General features: G+C 38.4%; 2 protein-coding genes. Both read left to right on the top strand.

Features of this window, described 5'->3' with window-relative positions; all coding sequences use genetic code 11:
* A partial coding sequence (locus QUF61_RS18140) for a hypothetical protein (protein ID WP_289682958.1) occupies window positions 1–418 on the top strand: 418 nt, incomplete at its 5' end.
* A 277-nt stretch (window positions 419–695) separates the two neighbouring features.
* Window positions 696–1,014 (top strand): RpnC/YadD family protein (locus QUF61_RS18135; RefSeq protein WP_289682957.1); only part of this gene is annotated, 319 nt, incomplete at its 3' end.

Here is a 1,014-nt window from a genome sequence, read left to right as displayed (position 1 = left end):
CCAATTAAAAGGAAAACTTGAAGATGATCGCTTATTATTAATTAATCAATGGGTCGATTCTTATAAAAAAATTCCAGTCCAGCGGTTTAAGCAAATTAAGCAGGAGTTTAACATGGAATATATTGAAGCCACTATTACTGAACATATTCGTAATCAAGCTTTTCGTGAAGGCGAAGCTAAAGGTGAAGCCAGGGGTGAGGCCAGAGGTGAGGCCAGGGGTGAGGCCAGAGGTGAGGCCAGGGGTGAGGTCAGAGGTGAGGCTAAAGGTGAGGCTAAAGGTACATTAAAAGGACAGTTGCTTCTCTGTCAACAACTCTACCAGCAAGGCTTATTGTCAGAAGATAAGTATAAAAGCATGGCTGAATCCTTGAATCAACAGCTTCGAGCATTGCAGCGTTCAAAGCCTGGTAATGACTAATCCAGAGAATACTGAATAGGTAAGATGTGGTGAGGTGCAGCATTGGAATATAGCGCACTGGATGAAGCCTTATATTGCTGAATTATAATGCTTTTATGGGTGCTGGATTTTTATATGTATATTCAAACATATATATTGAAATTGAATTGAGTCCCTTGTTTGCCAGGCTATCTTTGAAAACTATTTTACCTAATTATTTTCAAGCCAGTCAACGAGCAAGGCAGAAATGTGCTTATATGGCAATTTCGTACCGGGTAGCCGAACAATTGATAAATCTATGACAAATAACAGCAACCCTAAAACCCATGATTCATTATTTAAGTGGCTGATTAGTGCTTTTACACAAGAATTTTTTGCGCATTATTTTCCACATGTTAAAATAGGTAAGTACCGTTTTATTGATAAAGAATTTATCAGTAAATACGAAGCCCTGAAAGAAAGCCTGAAAGGTGATTTGTTTTTAATCTTAGAAGTTGAAATTAACGGGGTTTTGCAAGAAGTCGCTATACAGATAGAGCACCAGAGCCAGCGTAAAGATATTGCAGAACGCTTGTTTGAATACTTATGTTATGTCTGGCTACTGAAAAAGAAACCCG

The sequence above is a fragment of the Candidatus Venteria ishoeyi genome (assembly GCF_030378065.1).
GTDB classification, from domain to species: Bacteria; Pseudomonadota; Gammaproteobacteria; order Beggiatoales; family Beggiatoaceae; genus Venteria; species Venteria ishoeyi.
This window is presented reverse-complemented; position numbering and strand designations above follow the sequence as displayed.